We start from the raw sequence: 20,147 nt of genomic DNA on the forward strand, positions 1-20,147 counted from the left end.
TTCATACCGGCGAAGTGGCCTCGAAGCGGCTCAGTCGTAGAGCGGCTGAAGCACGGCCGGGATATCGCGCTTGGGACGCTTGACCTCGGTCTTCGCTTCGGGCTTGCAGCGCGTGGCAGCCACCACGGCAGGCAGGCCGAGCGGCTTGTAGCGCGCCTGCAGGTTTTCGTTTGCTGCAGGGTTCTGCAGCGGCTGCTTCCTTACGGTCGACATCGTCTTTCTCCTGAAGTGTCAGGCAGCCCCGTCTGTTTCCCCCGGTTGCTACCCCCAATGCGCTATGCATTTACGCGACCCATTCGGCCAAATTCTGCTCAAACTTTGATCGCTCTGCGGCAAGCGACTGAAAAGACAGCTTTTCACGATCAAATATTGTGACGGCTGCAAACATTCATTTCCTTGGGGCCGGCCGGCCCCTTGCCATCAGGGTGGCTGCGGCGACGGCGCGGATGCCGATCGGATTGTAGCGGGTGGCAAGGTCTGTCTCGGGGCGCGTGTCTGTCTTTCGGGTCTTCATGGTCCTGTCCCTTCTGTTCGCCGGCGGGTTCTGCCGGCCTCGTCCTTCTTTTCCCATGCCGGCAGGGGCGGGTGTGTCACCGCGGGAACAGGGAGCCTCGGCGAGAATTTCGTCCCGGAAGGCGCCGCGCCCGCTTGACCGGACGCACGCGCGGCGCGATAAAGCAGGCCATGAAAACGGTACTCTGCATTCGCCGGAGCATTATTCGCTAGCGCACGCGCTGGCCCGGCCGTTTTCGTCCCTCAAAATCCCCGGATGACAACGCCCCCGGCCAGCCGGGTCTACGCCTTTGGGGAGATTTCCATGGCCGAAAAGCCGGTCCTGACGCTGTACAACACGCTCACGCGCTCGAAGGAGCCCTTCGCTCCCATCGATCCCGACAATGTGCGCATGTATGTCTGCGGCCCGACGGTCTACGACTTCGCCCATATCGGCAATGCGCGGCCGGTCATCGTCTTCGACGTGCTGTTCCGCCTCCTGCGCCATGTCTACGGCGAGGACCACGTCACCTATGCCCGCAACATCACCGACGTCGACGACAAGATCAACGCCCGGGCGCTGCGCGATTTCGGAAAGGAGATCGAGGACGGCAGGCTCCCGCTCAACGAGGCGATCCGCCGGGTGACGGAGAAGACGGCGAACCAGTTCCACGCGGACATTGCCGCGCTCGGCGCCATGCAGCCGACGCACGAGCCGCGCGCCACCGAGTTCGTCCAGCCGCGCGGCGACGGCAAGGTGGACATGATCACGCTGATCGAGCGCCTCATCGAGCGCGGCCACGCCTACCAGGCGGGCGGCGAGGTGCTGTTCGACACGCAATCCATGGCCGACTACGGCCAGCTCTCCAAGCGCAATCTCGACGAACAGCAGGCGGGCGCGCGCGTCGCCGTCGACGCGCACAAGAGGAATCCCGGCGATTTCGTGCTCTGGAAGCTCTCCTCGCCGGAGGAGCCCGGCTGGGAAAGCCCCTGGGGCCGCGGCCGCCCGGGCTGGCACATCGAGTGCTCCGCCATGTCCGCCGCCTATCTCGGCGAGACCTTCGACATCCACGGCGGCGGCCTCGATCTCATCTTCCCGCATCACGAGAACGAGATTGCCCAGTCGCGCTGCGCGCACGGCACGCCGGTCATGTCGAATGTCTGGATGCACAACGGCTTCCTGCAGGTCGAGGGCCGCAAGATGTCGAAGTCCGAGGGCAATTTCTTCACGATCTCGGAACTCTTGCACGAGGAGAAGTTCGGCGGCCGCAAGTGGCCCGGCGAGGTGCTGCGCCTTGCCATGCTGATGACGCACTACCGCGAGCCGATCGACTTCAGCGTCAAGCGGCTGGAGGAGGCCGAACGCCTGCTCGCCAAATGGCCCGCCGGCGGCAATCCGGCCGAGGGCCGCGTGGACGAAAGCGTGCGCGCGCCGCTCCTCGACGATCTCAACACCGTCGCGGCCGTGCAGGCGCTGCACGCGCTCGCCCAGTGCGCCAATGCCGATCCGCTGATGCTGCCGGTCTTCGCCGCCAGCGCCGAGCTGCTCGGCGTCCTGCCGAAGAAGGCCGAGGTTTCCAAGGCGCTTGAAGACAGTATCGAAACGCTCATCCAGCTCCGCCTCGAAATGCTGAAGGCGAAGAACTTCGCCGAAGCCGACAAGATCCGCGACGACCTCGCCGAAAAGGGCATCCAGCTGAAGGACGGCAAGGATCCCGGGACGGGCGAGCGTGTGACGACGTGGGAGGTGAAGCGGTGAACCAGACCACCCCCCTCTGTCACTTCGTGACATCTCCCCCACAAGGGGGGAGATCGGAAGTGCGCGGGGTTGGTGTTGGAAAGCCATTCTTGGTTGCGGTTGCGTGGCCGGTTTATGATGTCGCCCAATCTCCCCCCTTGTGGGGGAGATGTCACGAAGTGACAGAGGGGGGTATCGTGCCACACGGGAAGGTATCGACCATCAATCGCGTTCGCGCGCGTCGCATGCGCAAGGTTTTGACCGAAGCCGAGCTTGCTCTTTGGAACGAACTTCGCGCCCATCGACTGATGGGGCTCGGCTTTCGGCGACAGATGCCGATTGCCGGCTACATTGTCGATTTTGCGTGCCCGGCGCACCGCCTCATCGTCGAGGTCGATGGTTCTCAACACGCGCTGAGTGCCTCGCTCGACTATGATGCCAATCGGACGACGCGCCTCGAAGAGGACGGCTGGCTTGTTCTACGATTCTGGAATGACGAAATCTTGAACGATATCGACGGTGTCTGCCGTCATATTCTCGCAACGCTCGAAGAGGACCGTCGGGCAAGGGAGGGGCAATCATGACCACACCCTTCTACACAGGCGGATGCCAGTGCGGTGCCGTGCGCTTTCATGTCGAGGGGGCGCTTGGCGATGCGTCGGTCTGCCATTGCCGCATGTGCCAGAAGGCGAGCGGCAATTTCTATCTGCCGCTGGTCTCGGTGCGGCAGGCGAAGCTCACCTGGACGCGGGGGGAGCCGAAGCGGTTCCGGTCGTCGAACCACGGCTATCGCGGCTTCTGCGGCGATTGCGGCACGCCGCTGACCTACGAGGCGCCGGACGGCATGGCGCTGACCATCGCCGCCTTCGACGACCCGGCCGGGATCGCCCCGCGCATCCAGTGGGGCATCGAGGCCAAGCTGCCCTATGTGGACGCGATCTCCGGCCTGCCGGGCGAGGAGACGATGGCGGACCAGGATGCGGCGTCCTTCCTCGCCGACCTCGTCTCCTACCAGCACCCGGACCATGACACGGACGCATGGCCGCCGGAGCGCGAGCCATGAGCATTTCACGCATCTATACCGGCGGCTGCCAGTGCGGCGCGGTGCGCTACCGGGTCGAGGGCACGCTCGGCGATCCGCATCTTTGCCATTGCCGCATGTGCCAGAAGGCGGCCGGCAACTATTTCCTGCCGCTCGCCAACGCGCCGCGCGACCGCTTTTCCATGACGCGCGGCGAAGCCGGCTGGTTCCAGTCCTCGGAGATCGTGCGCCGCGGCTTCTGTCGCGATTGCGGCACGCCGCTGTTCTACGATGCGCTCGCCGCCGACCATATCAACGTGACGCTCGGCTCGCTCGACGACCCGGACGACGTGCGTCCGATCGCCCAGGCGGGCGTCGAATCGCGCCTCGTCTGGTTCGCGCAACTAGCGAAGCTGCCCGAAAGCGAGAGCGAGGACGGGGAGTTCGGCGCTGCGCGCCATGTCGTGGTCCGCGCGTCCAACCGCCAGCATCCCGACTATGACACGGACCATTGGCCGCCGGAGGACATTCCATGACCGCGCCCCGGCCGGAACTCGGCTTTCCCCGCAAGTGGCTCTATCTCATCGCCGGCAAGCTGATCCTGATCACCGCCGTGGTGGTCGCCGTCGTCGTCTATTCCGCCTATCGCTGAAGGAGCCGTCATGAGCGTCGAACAGGAAGAGACAAGAACCGGGGGCTGCCAGTGCGGCGCCGTGCGTTTCCGCATCAAGGGCGGGCTCGGCCGCCCGTCGATCTGCCATTGCCGCATGTGCCAGAAGCAGTTCGGCGGCTTCTTCGGCCCGCTCGTTACCGTCAAGGGCGAGGTGGAATGGCCGCGCGACGAGCCGGCCTATTTCCAGTCCTCGATCAACATCGACCGCGGCTTCTGCAGGCAATGCGGCACGCCTCTCACCTACAGACATCCCGGCGGGCTGGAAATCGCCATCGGCGCCTTCGACAAGCGCGACGACCTCGCCCCGCAGATCCAGGTGAATTTCGACGCACGCCTTGCCTGGGTCGACACGATCTTTTCCGCGCCCGTTCACCAGGACCCGGACTATTACAGCCAGCAGGAGAAGATCATCTCCTTCCAGCACCCCGACCATGAAACCGAAAACTGGCCTGCCCACGGAATGAAATTATGAACGAGACCCTGCGTAGCCTCTATCCCGAAATCGAACCCTATGCCTGCGGCCATCTCGATGTCGGCGACGGGCACAGCATTTACTGGGAACGCGTCGGAACGCCCGGCGCCAAGCCGGCCGTCTTCCTGCATGGTGGCCCGGGCGGCACGATCTCGCCGAGCCACCGCCGCCTGTTCGATCCCACGCTCTACGACGTGACGCTGTTCGACCAGCGCGGCTGCGGCAAGTCCACGCCGCATGCGGAACTGGAGGCCAACACGACCTGGCATCTCGTTTCCGATATCGAGCGGCTGCGCGTCATGGCCGGGGCGGAGAAGTGGCTGGTCTTCGGCGGCTCTTGGGGCTCGACGCTGGCGCTCGCCTATGCGGAAAAATACCCGGAGCGGGTGTCCGAGCTCGTGGTGCGCGGCATCTATACCCTCACCAGGGCCGAGCTCGACTGGTACTACCAGTTCGGCGTCTCGGAAATGTTCCCGGACAAGTGGGAGCGCTTCATCGCGCCCATCCCGCCGGAAGAGCGGCACGAGATGATGCATGCCTATCATCGCCGCCTGACGAGCGACGACAAGGCGACGCGCATCGCCGCCGCCAGGGCCTGGAGCCTGTGGGAAGGCGAAACCATCACGCTGCTGCCGGAGCCTTCGACGAGCGACAAGTTCGGCGAGGACGAGTTCGCCCATGCCTTCGCCCGCATCGAGAACCACTTCTTCGTCAATGCCGGCTGGCTGGAGGAGGGGCAGCTCCTGCGCGATGCGCACAGGCTGCAGGGCATTCCCGGCCTCATCGTGCACGGGCGCTACGACATGCCATGCCCGGCAAAGCAGGCCTGGGCCTTACACAAGGCCTGGCCGAAGGCGGAATTCTACCTCATCGAGGGGGCAGGCCACGCCTATTCGGAGCCCGGCATCCTCGACCGGCTGATCTACGCGACGGACAAGTTCGCGGGGAAGATCTGAGAGGTTGCCCCTCACCCTGGCCCTCTCCCCGCAGGCGGGGAGAGGGGACGTGCCGAACGCGAGGTCCAGGCTGGAGGAAACCGGTGCGGCATATCCCTTCTCCCCGCTTGCGGGGAGAAGGTGGCGGCAGCCGGATGAGGGGGCGGACCTGACATGTTCAATGGGTTCCCAGGGAGGGAACAGATGAAAAAAGACCGTATCTACCTTTTCGACACCACGCTTCGTGACGGCCAGCAGACGCCCGGCATCGACTTTTCCGTCGAGGACAAGATCGCCATTGCCGGCCTGCTGGATGCGTTCGGCCTGGACTATGTCGAGGGCGGTTATCCGGGCGCCAACCCGACGGATACGGCTTTCTTCGCCAAGAAGCGCACCGGCCGCGCGAAATTCGTCGCCTTCGGCATGACGAAGCGTGCCGGTATCTCGGCCTCCAACGATCCGGGCCTTGCCGCGCTCCTCGATTCGAAGAGCGACGCGATCTGTCTTGTCGCCAAGAGCTGGGACTATCATGTGCGCGTGGCGCTCGGCTGTTCCAACGAGGAGAACCTGACGAGCATCGCCGAATCGGTGAAGGCCGTCGTCGCCTCCGGCCGCGAGGCCATGGTCGACTGCGAACATTTCTTCGACGGCTACAAGGCCAACCCGGACTATGCGCTGGCCTGTGCCACCACGGCCTATGCCTCCGGCGCCCGCTGGGTGGTGCTGTGCGACACCAATGGCGGCACGCAGCCCTCCGAGGTGCAGGCGATCGTCGGGGCGGTGATCGCCGCCGGCGTGCCGGGCGAGAACCTCGGCATCCACGCCCACAACGACACGGGACAGGCCGTCGCCAATTCGCTGGCCGCCGTCGGGGCCGGCGTGCGCCAGATCCAGGGCACGCTGAACGGCATCGGCGAGCGCTGCGGCAATGCCAATCTGGTGACGCTCATCCCGACGCTGGCGCTGAAGGAGGCCTATGCGGAGCGCTTTTCGATCGGCATCGACACGGAGGACCTCACCGGCCTCACCAAGCTGGCGCATACCTTCGACGAGCTGCTGAACCGTTCACCGGACCATCAGGCGCCCTATGTCGGGGCGTCCGCCTTCGCCACCAAGGCCGGCATCCACGCCTCGGCGCTCCTGAAGGATCCGCGCACCTACGAGCATGTGACGCCGGAAAGCGTCGGCAACCTGCGCAAGGTCATGGTGTCCGACCAGGGCGGCAAGGCGAATTTCATCAATGCGCTGAAACTGCGCGGCATCACCGTCGGCAAGGACGATCCGAAGCTCGACCGCCTCATCCAGATCGTCAAGGAGCGCGAGGCGACGGGCTATGCCTATGAGGGCGCGGATGCGAGCTTCGCGCTGCTCGCCTACCGCACGCTCGGCACGGTGCCGGATTTCTTCCACGTCGAGAGCTTCCGCGTGATGGTCGAGCGCCGCTACGACGCCAACGGCCAGCTCAAGACCGTGTCGGAGGCGGTCGTGCGCGTCATCGTCGACGGCGAGACGATGATGTCGGTCGCGGAAGGGCATGGCCCGGTCAACGCGCTCGACCTTGCGCTGCGCAAGGACCTCGGCAAGTTCCAGGCCGAGATCGCCGATCTTGAACTGGCGGACTACAAGGTGCGCATCCTCAATGGCGGCACCGAGGCCATCACCCGCGTGCTGATCGAATCGACCGATGCGACGGGTGCACGCTGGTGGACGGTCGGCGTTTCCGACAACATCATCGACGCCTCCTTCCAGGCGCTGATGGATTCCATCGTCTACAAGCTCATGAAGAACCGTGGCGAGGCGGGGCGTGCGGCGGCGGAGTAGGGGCAAGGTTCAGCGGCACTCATCGTCCCTTCACCGGAATGAATTGGTGCATAACCGTCCTTTGGAGTATCCCGACGGAAAATCCATAAAATAACGGGATGCCACACCATGGCCGATGCAAAATCCACCAGCGGCCTCAAGACCGGCGATTCGCCGCGCGGTTTCGCCTTCGCCTTGACGGCCTATGTGCTCTGGGGGTTCCTGCCCTTCTTCATGAAGGCCGTCGCCCACATTCCCGCCTCCGAGGTGGTGGCGCACCGCATCGTCTGGTCCGTGCCGCTTGCCGGCCTGGTGCTCGTCTGGCTCGGCCGCACCGCCGATATCAAGGCGGCGCTGCGCTCGCCGCGCATGCTGGCCATGGCGACGCTGACGGCGACGCTCATCACCTTCAACTGGGGCATCTACGTCTGGGCCATCGGCGCCGGCCGCGCGATCGAGACGGCGCTCGGCTACTATATCAACCCGCTCTTCTCGATCTTCCTCGGCGCCGTCCTCCTGAAGGAGAAGCTCGACCGTGCGCAGATGGTGGCGATCGGGCTTGCCGCCTTGGCGGTGGCGATCCTCGCGTTCGATGCCGGCGGCCTGCCGTGGGTGTCCATCGGTCTCTGCATCTCCTGGGGGTTCTACGCCTTCTTCCGCAAGACGCTGCCGGTCGGCCCGAACCAGGGTTTCTTCCTGGAGGTGCTGCTGCTGAGCGTCCCCGCGATCGGCTATATCCTCTGGCTCGAATCCTCGGGGCAGGGCCATTTCGGCGATACGGGCGTTGCGGACGTGCTCTGGCTTCTGGCCTCAGGGGTCGTCACCGCCGTCCCGCTGATGATCTATGCCAATGGCGCGAAACTGCTGCGCCTTTCCACCATCGGCATCATGCAGTACATCGCGCCGACGATGATCTTCATCATCGCCGTCTTCGCCTTCGACGAACCCTTCGGCACGACGAAGCTCATCGCCTTCGCCTTCATCTGGGCCGCGCTCATCCTCTATTCCAGCTCCATGCTGCGCACGGCGCGGGCAAGGCGCCTTGCGGCGGCTGAGCTCAAGCCGGCGGAGTAGACGATGGCCGTCTTGCAGACGACGCGCCTGACGCTCCGTCCCTGCCGTCCTGGCGACCGCGCGGATTTCATCGATCTGGAGCGTGATCCGCAGGTCATGCGCTTTCTGAACGGAGGATATGCCGTCGATCGTGAGACGGCCGACCCGAACGCGACCTTCCTCATGCCGACGGGCACGGAACCCTATGTCTGGACGGCGCGCCGGACGGCTGACGGCGTCTTTGTCGGGTGGTTCTGCCTGTGGCCGGAAAGCGAGACGCTGGCGGAGCTCGGCTATCGCCTGCGCCGGGCGGAATGGGGCCAGGGGCTGGCCTCGGAAGGGGCGTCCGCGCTCGTTTCCTGGGGCTTTGCCCATGCCAGCTATCAAAAGATCGTGGCGACCACGATGGCGGTGAACCATGCCTCGCGCCGCGTCATGGAAAAGATCGGCATGCGGCACGCCCGAACGGTTTCCGGCGACTTTCCCGATCCGATCCCGGGCAGCGAGCATGGCGAGGTATGGTACGAGATCGAGGGCTCGCAGCAGCGCGGCGACTGACCGCCCGCCGCGCGGGCTTTCACGGCTCTCGATAAATCAGAGGCGGGCGATGATGTCCGCTTCGCCCTCGCGGTCGACATGGCCCGCCCAATGGTCGACGAGGGCGGCGACGATCTCCTCCGGCTCGTCGATCACCATCGGCTGGACGAGATGGGCGGTGTGGATGAAGCCTTCGTCCGCCATATGCCGGATGAGTTTCAGCATCGGGTCCCAGAAGCCGCCGATATTGGCGAAGATCATCGGCTTGCGGTGGCGGCCGAGCTGCGCCCAGGTCATCACCTCGACGATCTCCTCCAGCGTGCCGATGCCGCCCGGCAGCGCCACGAAGGCGTCCGCGCGCTCGAACATCTTGTGTTTGCGCTCGTGCATGTCGGGCGTGACGATCAGCTCGCTGAGCTGGCCGAGCGAATGGCGGGTGGCCTCCATATCCACGAGGAATTGCGGTATGATGCCGGTGACGCGGCCGCCATGCGAAAGCACGCCGCTGGCGACCGCCCCCATGATGCCCTTCGTGCCGCCGCCGTAGACGAGGCGGAGATGGTTTTCCGCCATCACCTGGCCTAGGCGGCGCCCGGCGGCGACATAGGCGGTTTCGCGGCCCGGCTGGGAGCCGCAGTAGACGCAGACGGATCGAATCGGCAGGGTTTGTTCGCTCATGACGGGATTCAGCCATCCGGCCGGCAGCCCGTCAAGGATAATGACGAAAAAGCACGGGGCACACGCCCCGGAACGTCCCGGGAACCTTGTGCAGAACATTGGGAATCGATAGCAATTTCAGGAGGGGACCCCCGGGAAACCGGGACAGAGAGAGAGTTGATGATGAAGAACAAGACCGGTCTGGTGGCCTTGATCGTGCTGGCGGCGGCAACGCTGCTCATGGTCTTCTTCGTGCTGCCCAACATGAACAAGGACAAGCCGGCGGAAACCCCGGTCGCAACCCTTACCACGACGACGACGCAAGGCGGCGGCGAGACCACGACGGCCGACGGCAAGCAGGCCCGCTCGACGACTGCAACCGGCGAGGCGGCGACGGGTGACGGGGCGACGGGCGATGCGGCCGCCGGCACCGAGGCGGGTACCGAGGGCGAGAAGCCGGCCGACGCCACGGCGGGCGAGGCGGCAACGGCGACCCAAGAGATCGCCAAGGCGGAAACGACGCCGGCCGATCCGGCCGCCGGCTGGGTCACGCCCGCCTTCGATCTGCTGCGTGTCGAGCCGGACGGCTCCACCGTGATCGCCGGCCGCGGCCAGCCGAACACCACACTGGAGATCAAGAACGGCGAGACCGTCGTCGCAACGGCCGACATCGGCCCGTCCGGCGATTTCGCCGCCGTCTTCGAGCAGCCGCTTGCTGCCGGCGACTACCAGCTCACCTTGAGCACGAAGGACGACAAGGGCGCCTCGAAGACCTCGGAAGAGGTGGCGACCGTCTCCGTGCCGAAGGACGCCGGCGGCGACCTCCTTGCCATGGTCTCCAGGCCCGGCGAGGCGAGCCGCCTGATCACGGTGCCGGAAGCCGCGGAGAAGGCGGCCGGCGAGACTGCCGGCGCGGCGGAAAAGACGATCGACCAGCCCGCCGGCGACACCGCGGCGGCCAGTGACACGGGCGCCGCCGGTGCCGTGGCGGACGAGAAGCCGGCCGCGAGCGAAACGGCGGAAGCCGCCGGCGAGACTGCCGCGACCACCGGCGAGGCGGCAACTGCCGGTGCCGCCGCGACGGAGACCGCGAACGGCACGGCCGGCACCGCGGCGACGGAAACGGCGGCCAAGCCCCAGGCGCGCGTTTCGGCCGTCGAGCTGGAAGGCGAGCGCATGTTCATCGCCGGCACCGCCAAGCCGGGCGCGCTGGTGCGCATCTATGCCGACGACAAGCTCGTCGGCGAGGCGAAGGCGGATGGCGAAGGCCGCTACGTGGCCGACGGCACGATCGACCTTTCGGTCGGCCGCCACACGATCCGCGCCGATGTGATGAGCCCCGACGGCGGCAAGGTCGAATTTCGCGCCTCCGTTCCGTTCGATCGGCCGGAAGGCGAGCAGGTCGCCGTGGTGGCGCAGGAGGATGCCGCGGGCGATACCGGCCCGGCGCTCGGCCTCATCGGCGGCGGCACGTTCGACAGGCTGCGTGCCGAGGCCGACAAGGCGGTGGCCCTGCTCAAGGGCCTTTATGCCGACGGCCGCGTGCCGACCGCCGAGGAACTGGCGGCTGCCCGTTCCGCGACGGAGATCGCGCTGAAATCGCTGGCCGAGTTCAAGCCCGGCCTCGAAGAGGGCGAGGCGGCCCGCGACATGGCGGCCAGGGCGTCGGCCGCCGCCGCTTCGGCGCTGGCCCGTCTCCAGGCCCTGCCGAAGGATGCCGCCGCCGTCGGCGGTGCCCTCGCGTCGATCGAGACGGCCGTCGCCGATGCGCTGGCACCGGCCATCGAGAAGGCGGAGGCCGTGGTGGGCGCTGCCTCGGCTGCGGCGGACAGCTCCATCGAGGCGCTGGCCGGCCAGGCGACCGCGCTCCAGCAGCAGTTCGTGGCGCTGTTCTCCGATGGCCGCAATGCGACGACGGCGGAGATCCAGACTGCCCGCACCGCGCTTGAAGGGGCCCTCAAGGGCATTACCGGCTTCACGCCGCCGGCCGGCACGGCCGCGGATGTGACGGCGGCGATCGAGAAGCTGAAGGGCTGGGCCTCGACCGCGCTCGACCGCCTTGCCGCGGTTCCGGCCGGCGCCGGCAAGGAGGCCTACCAGCAGGCACTCGTGGCGCTCGAGGGCATGCCCTCGCTGACCGCCGCGGCCAGTGCCGTGGCGGCTGCGGGCGAAGGCGCCGCCTCGGCAACCGGTGCCGCATCGACGGCCGAAACCGCGACAGCGGACAGCGGTACGGCCAGCGCCGAAGGCACGCCGGCGGCGACCGGCGGGGAGAGCGGCACCGCCGCCTCGGGCGAAGCCGCCGCGACGGGCAGCGGCCAGGCGGTGGCCGAGGAGCCGGAAACGGTGGAGCAGGCCCCGCTGCAGCAGAGCAAGACCTCGGTCATCATCCGCCGCGGCGATACGCTCTGGCAGATCTCCCGCCGCATCTACGGCAAGGGCGTGCGCTACACGACGATCTACCTCGCCAACGAGGACCAGATCACCGATCCGGACCGCATCATCCCCGGCCAGGTCTTCGGCGTGCCGGACAAGACCGTGGAAAGCGACGCGGAGGCGGAGGAACTGCACCGCAAGCGCGTTCGCGGCGATTGATCCTCGGCAAGTCCGGCGCCGAAGCGGTTTTGCCGGAATTGCGCAAGGACAATTTCCGGCCGGCTGTTGCGAAGCGGCCGGCAAGGACCTATCTCCCCCCATGCGGCGCCCCACCGGGCGCCGCATTTTCATTCGGCAGTCCAGGACAAAACGAAGGCCGGGGCGTGACGGCGATCCGGCGGAGGCCAGCGTGGCGACGACCAGAAAGAAGACGGTTTCGGCCGACAGCAGCAATCCCCTCCACACGCTGGTGAACCTCTGGCCCTATATGTGGCCCTCCGATCGGCCGGACCTGAAGATGCGCGTCGTCTGGGCCTCGGTCTTCCTGCTTCTCTCCAAGATCGTGCTGCTGCTGGTGCCCTATTTCTTCAAATGGGCGACCGATGCGCTGAACGGCAAGGCGGATGCCGTCTCGCTTCTGCCCGCTTTCCTGCTCGGCGCGGTCATGCTGGTGCTCGCCTATAACGGCGCGCGCATCCTGCAGGCCGGCCTCAACCAGTTGCGCGACGCGCTCTTTGCCAGCGTCGGGCAATATGCCGTGCGCCAGCTCGCCTACCGCACCTTCGTGCACCTGCACCGCCTGTCGCTGCGCTTCCATCTGGAGCGGCGCACCGGAGGGCTTTCGCGCGTCATCGAGCGCGGCACCAAGGGCATCGAGACGATCGTGCGCTTCACGATCCTCAACAGCGTGCCGACCTTCATCGAGTTCCTGCTCACCGCCGCCGTCTTCTGGTGGGGCTACGGGCTGCAATATCTCCTCGTCACCGCCGCCACCGTCTGGCTCTACATCTGGTTCACGGTCAGGGCGAGCGACTGGCGCATCTCCATCCGCCGCTCGATGAACGACAGCGACACCGAGGCCAACACCAAGGCGATCGATTCGCTGCTGAACTTCGAGACGGTCAAGTATTTCGGCAACGAGGAGATGGAGGCCCGCCGCTTCGACCAGTCCATGGCGCGCTACGAGAAGGCGGCGACGCAGGTCTGGACCTCGCTCGGCTGGCTCAACTTCGGCCAGGCGCTGATCTTCGGCGTCGGCATGGCGGTGATGATGGCGATGTCGGCGCTTGCCGTGCAGCGCGGCGAGCAGACGGTCGGCGATTTCGTTTTCATCAACGCCATGCTGATCCAGCTCGCCATCCCGCTCAACTTCATCGGCTTCGTCTACCGCGAAATCCGCCAGGGCCTGACGGATATCGAGCAGATGTTCGACCTGCTCGAGGTGGAGGAGGAGGTGCAGGACAAGCCCGGCGCCGCCGACCTAGTCGTCGCCGACGGCGCGATCTCCTTCAAGGACGTGCACTTCGCCTATGACCCGGCCCGGCCGATCCTCAAGGGCGTCTCCTTCGACGTGCCGGCCGGCAAGACCGTCGCCGTCGTCGGCCCGTCCGGCGCGGGGAAATCGACGCTCTCGCGGCTGCTCTACCGCTTCTACGACGTGCAGGAGGGGGCGATCACCATCGACGGGCAGGATGTGCGCGACGTCACGCAGAAGAGCCTGCGCGCGGTGATCGGCATGGTGCCGCAGGATACCGTGCTGTTCAACGACACGATCGCCTACAACATCCGCTACGGCCGGCCGGACGCGAGCGATGCGGACGTGGCTGCCGCTGCCGAGGCGGCGCAGATCGGCCCCTTCATCCGCCACCTGCCGGAAGGCTTCAAGGCGATGGTCGGCGAGCGCGGGCTGAAGCTTTCCGGCGGCGAGAAGCAGCGCGTCGCCATCGCCCGCACCATCCTGAAGAGCCCGCCGATCCTCATCCTCGACGAGGCGACCTCGGCGCTCGACACCCGCACGGAGCAGGAGATCCAGGCCGCACTCGACGTCGTGTCGAAGAACCGCACCACGCTCGTCATCGCCCACCGCCTCTCCACCGTCATTTCGGCGGACGAGATCATCGTGCTGAAGGACGGCGGCATCGCCGAGCGGGGCACGCACAGCGAGCTGATGCAGCGCGACGACGGCCTCTATGCCTCCATGTGGAACCGCCAGCGCGAGGCCGTGCAGGCCGAGGAGCGCCTGAAGCAGGTGCGCGAGAGCGACGAGCTCGGCGTCATCCTGCGCGGCGCGCCGGCGGCCGAGTGATCAGTCGCCGGGCGCGGCAAAGAGGATCAGGTTGCCGTCGGGGTCGAGCAGGATGAAGGTGCGCGTGCCCCAGGGCTGCGTCATCAGCGTGCTGTGGAAGGTCACGCCGGCCGTCTGATAGTCGAGGAAAAGCGTCTTGATCGCCGCCGCGCTGTCGAGCGTGATCGAGGCTGACAGCAGGTCCTCCCGTCGGCGGACATCGCCGAGGAAGACGGGCTCGCGCACCAGCCGCAGGCAGAGCCGTGCCCGGTCGCGCGCGACGACCCCGTAGAACGGCGGATCGCCATAGGTAAAATCGACGGAAAAGCCGAGTTTTTCCGTGAAGAAGGCGAGGGAGGCGGCGAAATCGGTCACGTAGAGCACCGGCTCCGCTCCGCTGAGGATCGGGCCTTGCGGCATGTTTTCAGTCGTGCTGCGCACGGTGGGGGCTCCTGTCCTGAGCGCCGGCCAATCCGGAAACCCGTTCTGGCGGGCGACGAGCGCCTGCGCATCGGCAAGCGAGAACGGGGCATCCAGTACCTCCCGATCCGTCAGATGCCGGAAGCGGGGCAGGGTGGCGCGGATGACCGCCGCCACCGGATGGTGTCGCTCGCGATGCCAGCGCAGATATTGCTTGGCCTGCTTGCGGAGGTTTTCGAGGTTCGGCATGGCGCGGCTACGGTTTCGGTCGTAGGTGGGCATTGCCCCTTCGGCTCCCGCCGATGCGCCCTACAGCAGCGGTGAAAGTGTGCCCGCAGCGGCTGGCGCTTGTCAACCGCAGGGCAGGGGACCGGGCATCGGGGCTGCCGCGGAACCTTTTCCGCGCCCGCCGGGTTGAGCCCGGGGAAGGGCCGCCTGCTGGGGGCCAATCGCCACGCCGCATTGCCCCCATCGCCATTTCACGCTAGGTCGATGGCGTGAAATCATCAGGAGATGTCGGAAGATGAGTTTGGTCGATACGATACGCAGCACCCTGGTGCCGATCCATCGGGAGGGCTGGAAGTTCGTGGCCGGCTTCTTCGTCGCCTCGCTGCTGCTCGGCGCGGCCTGGGAACCGCTGATGTGGATCGGCTTCGTGCTCACCGCCTGGTGCGCCTATTTCTTCCGCGATCCCGAGCGCCTGACGCCGCAGGATGACGATCTTGTGATCAGCCCGGCCGATGGCCGCGTCTCTGCCGTCGCCATGGTGACGCCGCCGGCCGAACTGGAGCTCGGCGACCAGCCGATGCTGCGCATCTCGGTCTTCATGAACGTCTTCAACTGCCATGTGAACCGCGCGCCGATGCGCGGCCGCGTTGCGCGCGTCGCCTATCGCGCCGGCAAGTTCCTGAATGCCGACCTCGACAAGGCGAGCCAGGAGAACGAGCGCAACGGCCTCGTCATCGAGAGCGCGCACGGGCCGATCGGCGTCGTGCAGATCGCCGGTCTCGTCGCCCGCCGCATCCTGTGCTGGACCAACATGAACGACAGCCTTGAGGCCGGCGAGCGTTTCGGCCTCATCCGCTTCGGCTCGCGCCTCGACGTCTTCCTGCCGGCCGGCGCCCAGCCGCGCGTCAGCGTCGGCCAGACGGCGATCGCCGGCGAGACGGTGCTGGCGGAATTCGGCTCGGCCAAGGGGCCGGTGGTCAGCCGCAGGGGATGAGGAAACGAGGATGTAGGCAGTAGGCAATAGGGTTCGAGAAACTATCTTCTACTGCCTACTGCCTACTGCCTACTGCCTGAAAACAGCGAAGCGAAAAGCGATGGACACACCCTTTCCGCCCTATGAGCCGAATGGACCGAACGACGAGGCGCGGGGCCCGCGCCTGCGGGAGATCCCGCTGCGCGTCATCATCCCGAACGTCATCACGGTGCTTGCCATCTGCGCGGGCCTCACGGGCATCAGGCTCGCCTTCGAGAACCGCTATGAGCTCGCCGTCGGCATGGTGCTGCTCGCGGCCTTTCTCGATGGCATCGACGGGCGTGTCGCGCGCCTCCTGAAGGCTACCTCGAAATTCGGCGGCCAGATGGATTCGCTCGCCGACATCATCAATTTCGGCGTTGCCCCGGCGCTCGTGCTCTATGTCTTCATCCTCGACCAGGCGCGCTCCTTCGGCTGGATCGCGGCGTTGATCTACACTATCGCCGCGGGCCTGCGCCTCGCGCGCTTCAACGTCATGGCCGAGCGCGAGACCAAGGCCAAATGGCAAACGGAATATTTCGTCGGCGTGCCGGCCCCCGCGGGCGGCATGCTGGTGCTGCTGCCGGTCTATCTCGGCTTCCTCGGCCTTGCGCCGAGCCCGCTCTTCGCCTACCTCGCCTCCGGCTACACGGTGCTGATCGGCTTCCTGCTGGTCAGCCGCCTGCCGGTCTGGTCCGGCAAGTCGGAAGGCAGCCGCATCCGCCGCGATCTCGTGCTGCCGGGCATCCTGCTCGTCGTGCTCTATGTCGCGACCCTGATGAGCTTCACCTGGGAGACCATGGTGGTGACGGTCGTCGCCTACCTGGCGACCCTGCCGTTCGGCGCCCGTTCCTGGCAGCGCAAATATGGCGGCTGGACCGCGCCGGTGACGCACGGCGCCAGCGAGTTCCCCGAGGAGCCCGACGGGCAATAGTCCTCGCCCGTCCGTCACATCCGCGTGAGCCTTGCCCAAGCCCTGTCCGCTCGTCGCGGGCGGGGCTTGATTTCCTTCTGCAGGTCGACTAACTAGCCTTCAAATAGATAGCAAGCTAATTGTTTTTGGGCTACCGAGATGAGCATATCCGATCCGCACGAGCGTATCCTCGACGACCTTTCCCGCGTGCAGCGCAAGATGCGCGCCCTGTTCGATGCCCGCGTGAAGGAGCGGGGGCTGACGCTGCCGCGCGCCCGCGCGCTTCTGATCCTCGGCCGCGGCGTCAATCTCAACCAGCGCGAGCTGGCCGACGAGCTCGACATCGAGACGCCGACGCTCGTGCGCCTGCTCGACGGCATGGAGAAGCAGGGCTTCATCGAGCGCCAGTCGGTGGAAGGCGATCGCCGTGCCAAGCAGATCGTCATGACGCCGCGCGGCGCCAAGGTCGCCGAGGAGGTGCTGGATCTTGCCCGCTCGCTGCGCGCCGACGTGCTGAGGAGCATCTCGGCCCATGACATGTCGACCACCGTCAAGGTCTTCGCCGCGATGTCCGACAATATCGCGAAGAGCTGTCGGGAGAGCGTCGAGGCATGAGCACCGGTCCCGCCCAAGGCGGGCGCGAGGGAGAGGGCGAACCGCCGCAATCCGGCGCGGAGGAGCCGGCCGGCGAGAAACCGGCCGGGGAGACGCCTGCCGCCGCTCCGCCCCCGCCAGCGCCCATGGCGCCGCCGCGCGCCGCCGCCTACATGGCCGCCTCCACCCTGCTTGCCATGACGCAGGGCTTCGGCATGAACCTCGTGGCCGCCAACATCCCGCAGCTCCAGGGACCGTTCGGCGCCACCACCGCCGAGGCGACCTGGCTGATGGCCGCCTACATGGCCCCGAACGCCTCGCTCTCGCTGGCGCTCATCAAGATCCGAAACCAGTACGGCCTGCGTCCCTTCGCCGAGCTCGGCATCGCCGTCTTCCTCCTCGTGTCGGTGGCGCATATCTTCATCACGGACCTGCACTCCGCCCTCGTGCTGCGCTTCTTCGCCGGCATCGCGGCCGCGCCGCTCTCCTCGCTCGGCTTCCTCTACATGCTGGAGGCCTTCAGCCCGGCGCGCAAGCTGACGATCGGCATCTCGCTCGCGCTGACCAATATCGGCCTCGCCGCCCCGCTCACCCGCTTCATCTCGCCGGCGCTTATCGATCTCGGCGGCGTGCGGGCGCTGCTGCATTTCGAGCTGGCGCTCGCCATGCTCTCCTTCGCGGCGATCTATCTCCTGCCGCTGACGCCGCCGCCGCGGGTGAAGGTCATCGAGAAGATCGATATCGTCAGCTACCTGTTCATCGCCGTCGGCTTCGGCGCGGGCGCCGTCGTGCTCGTGCTCGGCCGGCAATATTGGTGGCTGGAGGCCCGCTGGATCGGCGAACTGCTCATCGTCATGATCGGCGCGCTCACCATCGCCGCCGTCATCGAGCTCAACCGGGAGAGGCCGCTGATCGACCTGCGCTGGCTGCTCAGCCGCGAGATGCTGCACTTCGCCGCCGTGCTGGTGCTGTTCCGGCTGATGCTCGCCGAGCAGACCGCCGTCGCCGGCAATTTCTTCCAGATCACCGGCTTGCAGAACGACCAGCTCACCGGGCTCTACGGCATGGTGGCGCTCGCCACCGCCGCGGGCGGGCTTCTCTGCGCGGCCATCCTGAAGCCCGGCCGGGAGCCCGGCATCCACATGGCGGCGCTTCTCCTGATCGGTATCGGTGCCTTTCTCGACAGCCGGGCGACGAACCTGACACGGCCGGAGCAGATGTATCTGAGCCAGGCGATGATCGCCGCCGGCGGCAGCCTGTTCCTGCCGCCGGCCATCGCCTCAGGCTTCACGCTGGCGCTGCGCAAGGGGCCGCAATACATCCTCAGCTTCATCGTTGTCTTCCTGGTGACGCAGAGCCTCGGCGGCCTTGCCGGCTCGGCGCTGTTCGGCTCCTTCATCACGCTGCGCGAGAAGTTCCATTCGAACATCCTCGCCGAGGCGATGACGCTGGCCGATCCGCTGGTCTCAGGTCGCGTGGCGCAGCTTTCCGCGGCCTATGGCCACACGATCACCGATCCGGCCGTGCTGAAGGCGGAGGGCGTCGCGCTGCTCGGCCAGCAGGTGACGCGGGAGGCCAATGTGCTCGCCCATAACGATGCCTTCCTCGTCATCGCGCTGCTCGCCGTCGGTGCCGCGACGGCGCTCGCCATCCACATGCTTTACATCCTTATCAGAGAGGCCGGCGCCCGCAGCAGCGGACCGGCGGCCGTTGAAGGTTGACCGAAATGAAGACTTACATCCGCAACACCGCCACCGCGCTCGCCCTTGTCCTCGGCGTGGCCGGCATCGGCGCGGTGCTCTACGCCTGGCAGCTGCCGCCCTTTGCCAGCGAGGTCCAGACGACGGACAACGCCTATGTGCGCGGCTACGTGACGCTGATCAGCCCGCAGCTCGCTGGCTATGTCACGGAGGTGTCCGTGAAGGACTACGAGACGGTCAAGGCCGGCGCCGTGCTCGCCTGTCTCGACGACCGCATCTTCCGCCAGAAGGTCGAGCAGGCCAATGCCACGCTCGCCAGCCAGAAGGCGGCGCTCGCCAATTCCGAGCAGCAGGAGAACGCCGCCAGGGCCCGCATCGGCGCCAGCGAGGCGGCGCTCGACAGCGCGACCTACGCCAAGCGCCGGGCGGAGGAAAGCTGGAACCGCATCGAGGAATTGTCGAACAAGGGCATCGCCACCCAGAGCGACCGCGAGCAGAGCCGCACCACGCTCGACCAGGCGGAGGCCGCCATCGCGCAGGCGCAGGCGAACCTTGAGGTCTCCCGGCAGGACCTGCAGACGATCATCGTCGGCCGCGATTCCCTGCGTGCCGCGGTGGCGGGCGCGGAAGCCTCGGTGGAGCTTGCCAAGATCGACCTCTCCAACACCGTCATCACCGCTCCGCGCGACGGTGCAGTGGGCGAGGTGGGCGTCAAGCTCGGCCAGTATGTTGCCGCCGGCACGCAGCTCATGGCCGTCGTTCCACACGACACCTGGGTCATCGCCAATTTCAAGGAAACGCAGCTCGCCTATATCAAGCCGGGCCAGAAGGTCGAGGTCAGCGTCGATGCGCTGAAGCACGCCACGCTGACCGGCCGTGTCGAGCGCTTCTCGCCCGCCACCGGCTCGGAGTTCAGCGTGATCAAGCCGGACAACGCCACCGGCAATTTCACGAAGGTCGCCCAGCGCGTGCCCGTGCGCATCGCCATCGACGAGGGGCAGGCGTTGGCGAAATACCTTGCGCCGGGGCTTTCGGTGGTGGTGACGACGGTGGTGGAGGAATAGGAAAATTTCAGCGCGCGCGGCCGGGCTCTGCGGCGATTGCCCCTCACCCTAACCCTCTCCCCGCAAGCGGGGAGAGGGGACTTGTCCCGCAAACGGTCAGTGTCTGAAGAAACGGCGCGGCATATCTCCTTCTCCCCGCTTGCGGGGAGAAGGTGGCCGGCAGGCCGGATGAGGGGCA

20 protein-coding genes are annotated in these 20,147 nt (G+C 66.7%); 16 read left to right on the forward strand and 4 right to left on the reverse strand.

Annotated features, from left to right (window positions below):
* Positions 1–30: 30 nt before the first annotated feature.
* Entirely contained in the window at positions 31–213 is a 183-nt protein-coding gene (locus tag WMC41_RS06095) for a hypothetical protein (protein ID WP_245082718.1), read from the reverse strand.
* Positions 214–388: 175 nt separating this feature from the next.
* Positions 389–514: a hypothetical protein gene (locus WMC41_RS06100; RefSeq protein WP_432347320.1), complete on the reverse strand. Its 126-nt coding sequence runs from the start codon at positions 512–514 to the stop codon at positions 389–391.
* A 303-nt stretch (positions 515–817) separates the two neighbouring features.
* Here WMC41_RS06100 and cysS point away from each other — a divergent pair, with 303 nt between their 5' ends.
* The 9 genes from cysS (at position 818) to WMC41_RS06145 (ending at position 8,742) form a co-directional block, all read left to right on the forward strand.
* Positions 818–2,251 carry a cysteine--tRNA ligase gene (gene cysS / locus WMC41_RS06105; protein WP_432347321.1) on the forward strand — a complete coding sequence of 478 codons (1,434 nt, stop codon included), beginning with the start codon at positions 818–820 and terminating at the stop codon, positions 2,249–2,251.
* A gap of 224 nt (positions 2,252–2,475) precedes the next feature.
* Positions 2,476–2,814, forward strand: coding sequence for an endonuclease domain-containing protein (locus WMC41_RS06110; protein WP_432347322.1), 339 nt, complete (start codon positions 2,476–2,478; stop codon positions 2,812–2,814).
* Positions 2,811–3,293, forward strand: a complete 483-nt coding sequence (locus WMC41_RS06115; RefSeq protein WP_432347323.1) for a GFA family protein — start codon at positions 2,811–2,813, stop codon at positions 3,291–3,293. The genes WMC41_RS06110 and WMC41_RS06115 overlap by 4 nt, the downstream gene beginning before the upstream one ends.
* The gene (locus WMC41_RS06120; protein ID WP_432347324.1) at positions 3,290–3,787 is read left to right on the forward strand and encodes a GFA family protein; all 498 of its coding nucleotides are present in this window, start codon (positions 3,290–3,292) and stop codon (positions 3,785–3,787) included. Before WMC41_RS06115 ends, WMC41_RS06120 begins: the two co-directional genes overlap by 4 nt.
* A 126-nt stretch (positions 3,788–3,913) precedes the next feature.
* The gene (locus WMC41_RS06125; protein WP_245082733.1) at positions 3,914–4,396 is read left to right on the forward strand and encodes a GFA family protein; all 483 of its coding nucleotides are present in this window, start codon (positions 3,914–3,916) and stop codon (positions 4,394–4,396) included.
* Positions 4,393–5,352, forward strand: coding sequence for a prolyl aminopeptidase (pip, locus tag WMC41_RS06130; RefSeq protein ID WP_432347325.1), 960 nt, complete (start codon positions 4,393–4,395; stop codon positions 5,350–5,352). The genes WMC41_RS06125 and pip overlap by 4 nt, the downstream gene beginning before the upstream one ends.
* 183 nt (positions 5,353–5,535) lie before the next feature.
* Entirely contained in the window at positions 5,536–7,152 is a 1,617-nt protein-coding gene (gene cimA, locus WMC41_RS06135) for a citramalate synthase (protein ID WP_432347326.1), read from the forward strand.
* 108 nt (positions 7,153–7,260) lie between these two features.
* Positions 7,261–8,205: an EamA family transporter RarD gene (gene rarD / locus WMC41_RS06140; RefSeq protein ID WP_432347327.1), complete on the forward strand. Its 945-nt coding sequence runs from the start codon at positions 7,261–7,263 to the stop codon at positions 8,203–8,205.
* A gap of 3 nt (positions 8,206–8,208) precedes the next feature.
* Entirely contained in the window at positions 8,209–8,742 is a 534-nt protein-coding gene (locus WMC41_RS06145; RefSeq protein ID WP_432347328.1) for a GNAT family N-acetyltransferase, read from the forward strand.
* Between the two features lie 36 nt (positions 8,743–8,778).
* Here the strand turns inward: WMC41_RS06145 and WMC41_RS06150 are convergent, their stop codons facing one another.
* Positions 8,779–9,399: a TIGR00730 family Rossman fold protein gene (locus WMC41_RS06150; RefSeq protein ID WP_432347329.1), complete on the reverse strand. Its 621-nt coding sequence runs from the start codon at positions 9,397–9,399 to the stop codon at positions 8,779–8,781.
* Positions 9,400–9,558: 159 nt separating this feature from the next.
* Between WMC41_RS06150 and WMC41_RS06155 the strand changes: the two genes are divergently transcribed.
* Both WMC41_RS06155 and WMC41_RS06160 read left to right on the forward strand, forming a co-directional pair.
* On the forward strand, positions 9,559–11,973 hold the full coding sequence (locus WMC41_RS06155; protein WP_432347330.1) for a LysM peptidoglycan-binding domain-containing protein: 2,415 nt from the start codon (positions 9,559–9,561) through the stop codon (positions 11,971–11,973).
* A 190-nt stretch (positions 11,974–12,163) separates the two neighbouring features.
* Complete coding sequence (locus WMC41_RS06160) at positions 12,164–14,059, forward strand: ABCB family ABC transporter ATP-binding protein/permease (RefSeq protein WP_288081621.1); 1,896 nt, start codon at positions 12,164–12,166, stop codon at positions 14,057–14,059.
* On the opposite strand, the gene WMC41_RS06165 is transcribed toward WMC41_RS06160, so the two are convergent.
* Entirely contained in the window at positions 14,060–14,707 is a 648-nt protein-coding gene (locus WMC41_RS06165) for a VOC family protein (protein ID WP_432348282.1), read from the reverse strand.
* Between the two features lie 274 nt (positions 14,708–14,981).
* Here WMC41_RS06165 and WMC41_RS06170 point away from each other — a divergent pair, with 274 nt between their 5' ends.
* From WMC41_RS06170 to WMC41_RS06190, 5 genes are all read left to right on the forward strand, one after another.
* Positions 14,982–15,680 carry a phosphatidylserine decarboxylase gene (locus tag WMC41_RS06170; RefSeq protein ID WP_245082755.1) on the forward strand — a complete coding sequence of 233 codons (699 nt, stop codon included), beginning with the start codon at positions 14,982–14,984 and terminating at the stop codon, positions 15,678–15,680.
* A gap of 100 nt (positions 15,681–15,780) precedes the next feature.
* Positions 15,781–16,632, forward strand: a complete 852-nt coding sequence (pssA, locus tag WMC41_RS06175) for a CDP-diacylglycerol--serine O-phosphatidyltransferase (RefSeq protein WP_245082758.1) — start codon at positions 15,781–15,783, stop codon at positions 16,630–16,632.
* A 138-nt stretch (positions 16,633–16,770) separates the two neighbouring features.
* Entirely contained in the window at positions 16,771–17,226 is a 456-nt protein-coding gene (locus WMC41_RS06180) for a MarR family winged helix-turn-helix transcriptional regulator (protein ID WP_245082762.1), read from the forward strand.
* Positions 17,227–17,351: 125 nt separating this feature from the next.
* The gene (locus WMC41_RS06185) at positions 17,352–18,926 is read left to right on the forward strand and encodes an MFS transporter (protein WP_432348284.1); all 1,575 of its coding nucleotides are present in this window, start codon (positions 17,352–17,354) and stop codon (positions 18,924–18,926) included.
* Between the two features lie 5 nt (positions 18,927–18,931).
* The gene (locus tag WMC41_RS06190) at positions 18,932–19,969 is read left to right on the forward strand and encodes an HlyD family secretion protein (RefSeq protein WP_432347331.1); all 1,038 of its coding nucleotides are present in this window, start codon (positions 18,932–18,934) and stop codon (positions 19,967–19,969) included.
* The last annotated feature ends 178 nt before the right edge of the window (positions 19,970–20,147 follow it).

This window comes from Shinella yambaruensis (genome assembly GCF_050859155.1).
Lineage (GTDB): Bacteria > Pseudomonadota > Alphaproteobacteria > Rhizobiales > Rhizobiaceae > Shinella > Shinella yambaruensis.